Source organism: Sulfitobacter sp. SK012 (assembly GCF_003352085.1).
GTDB lineage: Bacteria > Pseudomonadota > Alphaproteobacteria > Rhodobacterales > Rhodobacteraceae > Sulfitobacter.
Genome location: NZ_CP025804.1, coordinates 4781154 through 4788204 on the forward strand (window position 1 = coordinate 4781154; position 7051 = coordinate 4788204).

Here is a 7051-nt window from a genome sequence, read left to right on the forward strand (position 1 = left end):
ACGGGAAGTTCAGCAGAAACTAGGCGTCCTGCACCACAAGAAACGCGCGGACCGGGCCATCAACCGCTGCGATAGAATGCGCAACATCTGCGGCATAGCGGGCTGTATCCCCTGCCGTGACGCGGCTGGTCGCATCCGCACTGGTCACATCGACGGTGCCTTCGACGATACTGAGATGCTCGCGTGCGCCGCGCGTATGCGGTTTACTCTCAAGCTTCCCGCCTTGGGCGATCAGCAACTCATAGACCTCATGCTTACCTGCTTCTTCTGGTGGCGACAGAATGCGGATGCGGCAACCAGACCCAAGATTGTCGATGGATGGCACATCAGCCGCGCGGAGCGTTTCAATCTGTGCCAAGCCCGATGCGCCATCAAGCAGACCTGCAAAGTCGACCTGCAAAGCTCGGGTCAAGTTCCACAGCGTCGCGATTGTTGGACTGGATTCGCCGCGCTCAATCTGACTGACCATGGAGCGGCTGACCCCAGACAGCTTTGCCACCCCATCGAGCGACAGACCTTGTGTGCGCCGTGCTTCTTTGAGCCGCGCAGGGAGTTGAGTCAGGATAGTGTCGGGATTTTCCGTCATACCGGATATGTGCCGTTTGGTATTGGCTACGTCAAGGTTACGACACGTTGCTGCTGACAAACCCGCCCGAGAGCGACATAGTTCTGTGAAACATAGAATGGAAAATATCATGACCCAAGAGATCGTCATCCTCAGCGGCGCGCGTACTGCCATCGGCACCTTTGGCGGCGCTTTGGCAGGCACGACACCAACGGCGCTCGGCGCAACCGTAGCCAAAGCAGCGCTCAGCCGCGCCGACGTCGATCCGGCCCAGATCGGTCATGTGGTTTTCGGCCATGTCATTAATACTGAGCCACGCGACATGTATCTGTCCCGTGTTGCTGCGATGGATGCCGGGATTCCGGAAACGGTGCCTGCAATGAACGTGAACCGCCTTTGTGGGTCGGGGGTGCAGGCGATTGTCTCGGCGATGCAATCATTGATGCTGGGTGATGCTTCCTTTGCCCTTGCAGGCGGTGCGGAAAATATGAGCCGATCGCCGTTCATTCTTCCCGCTGCCCGCTGGGGTCAGAAGATGGGCGATGTCAAGACGATGGACATGATGCTAGGCGCGCTGAACTGCCCATTCGGAACGGGACATATGGGCGTGACCGCTGAGAACGTAGCGGATGAACATGACATTAGCCGCGCGGACCAGGATGCTTTTGCACTGCAAAGCCAAGAACGCGCCGCGGCTGCTATCCAAGCCGGGCATTTCACAGATCAAATCGTTCCAATTGAGGTGCGCAAAGGACGCGATACCGTAGCCTTTGAAGTTGATGAGCACCCTAAGGCAACAACGCTCGACGTTCTGGGGGGCCTGCGCCCTGTCTTTCGCAAGGAGGGCCGCGTGACAGCCGGAAACGCCAGCGGCATTAATGATGGCGCTGCTGCACTTGTTTTGGCGACGGCAGAGGCGGCCCATGCATCGGGGCTGAGGCCGCGTGCACGTATCCTAGGGTATGCCCATGCAGGGGTACGCCCCGAGGTCATGGGAATTGGTCCTGTGCCAGCAGTGAAACAGCTGCTGGAAAAGACCGGGCTGAGCATTGCAGATTTCGACGTGATCGAGAGCAATGAGGCATTTGCCAGCCAAGCTTTGGCTGTCAGCAAAGAGCTTGCCCTTGATCCTGCGCGGGTCAATCCGAATGGAGGCGCTATCGCGCTTGGACACCCCGTTGGGGCAACAGGCGCGATCATCACCATAAAGGCGCTTTGTGAATTGGAGCGGATTGGAGGACGTCGCGGGTTGATCACGATGTGCATCGGCGGTGGTCAGGGCATTGCCTTGGCGATCGAGTTGATTGGGTAGTTTACCGCGGCCTTCTTGCTGCAAAATCAATACGAAACCTTGGGGGTTTTATACCCCCAAGGCCCACACAACAGTCATGTCAAAAACTGAATGAAGTCAGCCCAGCGCGGTGAAAATTGCATTGGCCCCTAAGGCGATTGCTGCACCGGAGATCGCAGCTGCAGCGATCCAGCGTTTAAAGCCGCGCTTTGGTTCGGGTGTCACATTTTGCTGACGAATAAGCGCGTCTTCGACCAACGCAGGCAAACGTGGGCCAAAGCGCGCCAACACGCGGGCGGTCGCGGTGAGGTCAGAGAGAACGGCGCGAGGGCCGATCGATTTGGTGATATAATCCGTCACCACGGGGCTCGCGACTTGCCAGATGTTCATGTTTGGGTTCAAGGACCGTGCCACCCCTTCGACCACAACCATCGTGCGCTGTAACAAGATCAACTCTGTGCGGGTTTCCATGCCGAAACGTTCGGTCACTTCAAACAGGTAGCTAAGCAGCCTAGCCATCGAGATGTGCGATGCATCCATGCCAAAGATCGGCTCGCCGACGGCGCGCAACGCGCGGGCGAATTCATCCACGTCCTTATCGGCGGGGACATATCCCGCCTCAAAATGCACTTTAGCGACGCGTTTGTAATCTTTACGGATGAACCCATAAAGGATCTCGGCGTAGACTCGTCGGGTGTACTCATCGATGTGACCCATGATGCCAAAATCATACGCAATGATGTCGCCATTTGGGGCGACCTTGAGGTTGCCTTGGTGCATATCGCCGTGGAAATATCCGTCGCGCAGAGCATGCTGTAGGAAAAGTTGCAGGATCCGTTCGGACAGCTCAACGCGGTCATGACCCGCAGCATCAATCGCCGCATTGTCACCCATTGGCACGCCATCGGCCCATTCCAGCGTCATCACACGGCGGGCGGAATGTTCCCACTTGATGGCAGGCAGTTGGAAGCCGGGGTCGTCTTTGGTGTTGGCGGCATATTCAGACGCGGCAGAGGATTCCAGCCGAAGGTCAAGCTCCCCCCTGACAACACCATCAAAATGCTCAATCACTTCCATCGGGCGCAGGCGTCGCGAGCCCGGCGAGAAAAGCTCAACCATGCGCGCGCAGAGATAAAAGGCATCAACATCCTTGCGAAATGCCTTTTCGATACCCGGGCGCAGAACTTTGACAGCGACCTCTTCGCCATTGCTGACCATTCGCGCCTTGTGAACCTGTGCGATAGATGCGGCGGCGACGGAATCGCTGAATTCAGAGAACATCGCGTCCAGCGGCATACCGAGCTCTTTTTCCACTTCAGCCTTGGCGACGTCGGTTGGGAAGGGCGGTAATTTGTCTTGGAGCACCCGCAATTGGACGGCAAGTTCATCACCAACAACATCAGGGCGGGTCGACAGCACTTGGCCAAATTTGATGTAGGCTGGACCCAGAGCCGTGAGCGCACGGGTGGCGGGGGGCATGGACGGATCGCCCTTGTAGCCGAGAAACTTGAACGGCAGGCCCAGCGCCCGCGCGACAAAGCGCAGGGCCGGCGTTGCATCGAATGCGTCGAGCACGACGTTCATGGCACCCGTGCGTTCAAACGTGGCGCCAGTGCGGATAAGTCGCCAAATGTTGTGAGGGCCGCGCACGCTAGATCTTCCAGCCGGAGTGGAGCGCTGCGACGCCCATCGTCAGATTGCGGTACTTGGCGTTATCAAATCCAGCCTCCCGCACCATCCCAAGGAACGTTTCCTGATCGGGAAAGTTACGAATCGATTCGACCAGATACTGATAACTGTCGCGGTCATTGGCGATCATCTGACCCATCCGTGGAATTACGTTAAAGCTGTAAAGATCATACGCTTTTTGCATCCCAGCGTTTGGGAGCTGACTGAATTCAAGCACCATAAGGCGGCCACCGGGGCGCAAAACGCGGTAAGCTTCGTTCAGCGCTTCTTGGGGGCGTGTGACGTTACGAATGCCAAAGCTGATTGTGTAAACGTCAAAGCTGTTATCCTCGAAAGGCAGCGCCATTGCGTCACCAACGATCCAGTCAAGACTGCCTTCAAGCTGCGCGGCCTCGGCGCGTTTGCGGCCTTCGATCAACATGGATTCGGTCAAATCCAACACAGTGGCATGGCCCGATCCGGCGCGTTTGAGGAATTTGAACGACACATCGCCAGTGCCGCCTGCGACATCCAGAAGCTTTTGCCCAGCACGCGGGGCCAGCCAATCCATCATCGCTTCTTTCCAGACGCGGTGGATGCCCATGCTCATAACATCGTTCATGATGTCATATTTATTGGCCACGTCGGTAAAGAGATTGCGGACTTTGCCTGCTTTCTCCCCTTCCGGGATTGTCTGCGCGCCGAAATGGGTTGTCTTGTCGGTCATGTCCGATTTCCGGATATTGTTGAGCATAAGGTTGCCATAGCGGGGATATAGCCTCAGATAGCCAGATACAAACCGCCATTTGACGCAGGACACAGACATTGCCCGAACTGCCCGAAGTTGAAACCGTTCGCCGAGGCCTTGCGCCCGTCATGGAAGGCGTTGTGATTGAGCGGGCGGACGTCAATCGCCCCGATCTGCGATGGCCCTTTCCAACGAACATGGCAGAGCGCCTGTCGGGACAAAAGGTCGAGCTTTTGCGGCGCCGCTCCAAGTATCTTTTGGCGGATTTAAGCAGTGGCGAGACGCTGCTGGTGCATTTGGGTATGTCCGGTCGAATGCTAGTGTCTGGCGATCCACTGGGACGTTTTGTGCATGAACACCCCCCAGCGGAAAAGCATGACCATGTTGTTTTTCACATGCAAAACGGTACGCGGATTACATTTAACGACCCACGCCGTTTTGGCGCGATGGACTTGATGGCAACGGAGGCAGGTGCAACCCATAAGCTTCTGGCGGTTTTGGGACCGGAGCCATTGGGCAATGATTTTCATGAAAAGCACCTGATCGACGCGCTCAAGGGGCGCAATATGCCAATCAAATCGGCCCTGCTGGATCAGCGAATCGTCGCGGGATTGGGCAACATCTACGTTTGCGAGGCGCTGTTTCGAGCGGGGATCAGCCCAGCGCGCAAGGCTGGGCAAATTTCTGCGCAGCGGATTGGGGCGTTGGTGCCGATCATCCGCGACGTCCTATCAGCGGCGATCGAGGCGGGCGGCTCTTCGTTACGAGATTTTCGCCAAGCAGATGGAGAACTTGGGTATTTTCAGCACTCTTTTGATGTCTACGGACGCGAAAACGAACCCTGCAGAACCGTGGGTTGTACTGCGCATATCAGTCGCATGGTACAATCAGGCCGCTCCTCTTTCTACTGTGCGTCATGTCAAAGATAGCTTGAACAGCAGCGAGCCCGTGATAGTTACGGTCGTCTGAGCGCAACAATCGAAGGCTTTGCATATGGCTTATGAAACGATCATCGTAAATGTGGACAGCCATGTGGCACTGATCACGCTGAACCGGCCTGACGCGCTGAATGCGCTCAACGATCAGTTGATGAAGGAGCTAGCAAGCGCGCTGAAATCAGCACAGGAAAACGATAAAGTACGTTGCATTGTCATCACCGGATCGGAAAAGGCATTTGCTGCCGGGGCCGATATCGCAATGATGCGCGACAAGACATTTGTAGAAGCATTTAGCGGCGATCTGTTCACACCTGAGACGGAACAAATCATGCGGGTGCGCAAGCCAATCATCGCGGCCGTTTCTGGATATGCGTTGGGCGGTGGATGCGAATTGGCGATGATGTGTGATTTTATCATCTGCTCTGAGACAGCTAAATTTGGCCAGCCCGAGATTAACCTTGGCGTGGTGGCCGGCATTGGTGGAACCCAGCGTTTGACGCGGATCGTGGGTAAATCCAAGGCAATGGACATGAACTTGACTGGCCGCTTTATGGATTCCGCCGAAGCGGAACGCTCAGGCCTTGCCTCGCGCGTGGTACCCGTCAAAAAACTGATGGAAGAGGCGATGGGTGCGGCACATAAGATTGCTGAGAAATCGATGATCTCGGTGATGGTGGTTAAGGAATCTGTGAACCGCGCCTATGAAGTACCTCTGCGCGAGGGGCTATTGTTTGAGCGGCGGATGTTCCACTCGCTCTTTGCTACCGAGGATCAGTCCGAGGGCATGTCTGCCTTCCTCGAAAAGCGCGAAGCGCAGTTTCGGGACAAATAATCTGCCAATGAAACAGCTGGGCGGGGAGGTAAGATGCAGATTCTGGCCCGGCACCGCGACCTCAGCGGCGCGATGCACCTCCTAGGCTTTACAACCAACTGAAAATGCGGCTATAGCCCGCTTCAATACATGCGCGTGCAGCCCGCTCTGGCTAGAATCACCTGTCGGCAATAGTCCGCAGTAGGCTTGGCGTTGCGCTAATATATAGACACACAACCAAGACACGAAGGTAGAATTCTCATGGCAAACACACCACAGGCGAAAAAACGGGCCCGTCAAAACGAAAAACGTTTTGCTATCAACAAGGCACGCCGTTCGCGCATCCGTACATACCTGCGCAATGTTGAAGAGGCGATCGCCTCTGGTGACAAAGACGCAGCTGCTGCTGCGCTGCTCGCGGCTCAGCCCGAACTGATGCGAGGTGTCACAAAAGGCGTCTTCCACAAGAATACAGCGTCGCGGAAAATGTCGCGCCTGTCTTCACGGGTTAAATCGCTCGGTTAATCCGGCTAACAGACTGATATTCAAGGCACCGCTCCGGCGGTGCCTTTTTTGTTCGTGTGACATACTTGCAGAGCTTCATAGATTCTTTTCGCGCAATCACCGAGTCAACAATGAAGATATGTTGAAACCAACATCAAACGCTTGTTACCAAGTCCATGCGATTCACGTCGCTGGGGGGACAGGCTTTGGGGCAGGGCGGTATGTGCTAGCATATCAACTCTGAACTCAAAGGCTCGGACGAAGGCCTATCTAAAGGGCTACCGTCCGCATTGCGGATGCTGCTGCCGGCACATTTGCCCTGTCGAATTAGTCGAACGGTGGTGTTCGGTATGGTCTGGGCTTTCTTCTGCCAGAGGCAACCAACGCCATCATTCAAATATGTCCAAAGGACGATTGGCCTGTTTCCTGTGGGAATCGGAACGGCTGAGTATTGTCTGGAGGTTAACGGTTGGGGTTGTGCCGGAGTTTGTCGGGCAGCATGTAAAATGAAGGCGGTAATTGACGA

The 7051-nt window shown here is 55.8% G+C and carries 7 protein-coding genes; 4 read left to right on the forward strand and 3 right to left on the reverse strand.

Annotated elements, in window-relative coordinates; all coding sequences use genetic code 11:
- Nucleotides 1–19: 19 nt before the first annotated feature.
- On the reverse strand, nucleotides 20–586 hold the full coding sequence (locus C1J03_RS23270; RefSeq protein WP_114888759.1) for a helix-turn-helix domain-containing protein: 567 nt from the start codon (nucleotides 584–586) through the stop codon (nucleotides 20–22).
- A 109-nt stretch (nucleotides 587–695) separates the two neighbouring features.
- Here C1J03_RS23270 and C1J03_RS23275 point away from each other — a divergent pair, with 109 nt between their 5' ends.
- On the forward strand, nucleotides 696–1877 hold the full coding sequence (locus C1J03_RS23275; protein WP_114888760.1) for an acetyl-CoA C-acyltransferase family protein: 1182 nt from the start codon (nucleotides 696–698) through the stop codon (nucleotides 1875–1877).
- Between the two features lie 96 nt (nucleotides 1878–1973).
- On the opposite strand, the gene ubiB is transcribed toward C1J03_RS23275, so the two are convergent.
- Together ubiB and ubiE are read right to left on the reverse strand one after the other, a co-directional pair.
- The gene (gene ubiB, locus C1J03_RS23280) at nucleotides 1974–3506 is read right to left on the reverse strand and encodes a 2-polyprenylphenol 6-hydroxylase (RefSeq protein ID WP_114888761.1); all 1533 of its coding nucleotides are present in this window, start codon (nucleotides 3504–3506) and stop codon (nucleotides 1974–1976) included.
- A gap of 1 nt (nucleotide 3507) precedes the next feature.
- Nucleotides 3508–4278: a bifunctional demethylmenaquinone methyltransferase/2-methoxy-6-polyprenyl-1,4-benzoquinol methylase UbiE gene (gene ubiE, locus C1J03_RS23285; RefSeq protein WP_114889158.1), complete on the reverse strand. Its 771-nt coding sequence runs from the start codon at nucleotides 4276–4278 to the stop codon at nucleotides 3508–3510.
- Between the two features lie 71 nt (nucleotides 4279–4349).
- On the opposite strand from ubiE, the gene mutM reads away from it, so the two are divergent.
- The 3 genes from mutM (at nucleotide 4350) to rpsT (ending at nucleotide 6546) form a co-directional block, all read left to right on the forward strand.
- The gene (gene mutM, locus C1J03_RS23290; protein ID WP_114888762.1) at nucleotides 4350–5201 is read left to right on the forward strand and encodes a bifunctional DNA-formamidopyrimidine glycosylase/DNA-(apurinic or apyrimidinic site) lyase; all 852 of its coding nucleotides are present in this window, start codon (nucleotides 4350–4352) and stop codon (nucleotides 5199–5201) included.
- Nucleotides 5202–5265: 64 nt separating this feature from the next.
- Nucleotides 5266–6042: an enoyl-CoA hydratase gene (locus tag C1J03_RS23295; RefSeq protein ID WP_114888763.1), complete on the forward strand. Its 777-nt coding sequence runs from the start codon at nucleotides 5266–5268 to the stop codon at nucleotides 6040–6042.
- Between the two features lie 240 nt (nucleotides 6043–6282).
- On the forward strand, nucleotides 6283–6546 hold the full coding sequence (gene rpsT, locus C1J03_RS23300; protein WP_114888764.1) for a 30S ribosomal protein S20: 264 nt from the start codon (nucleotides 6283–6285) through the stop codon (nucleotides 6544–6546).
- Nucleotides 6547–7051 lie beyond the last annotated feature (505 nt).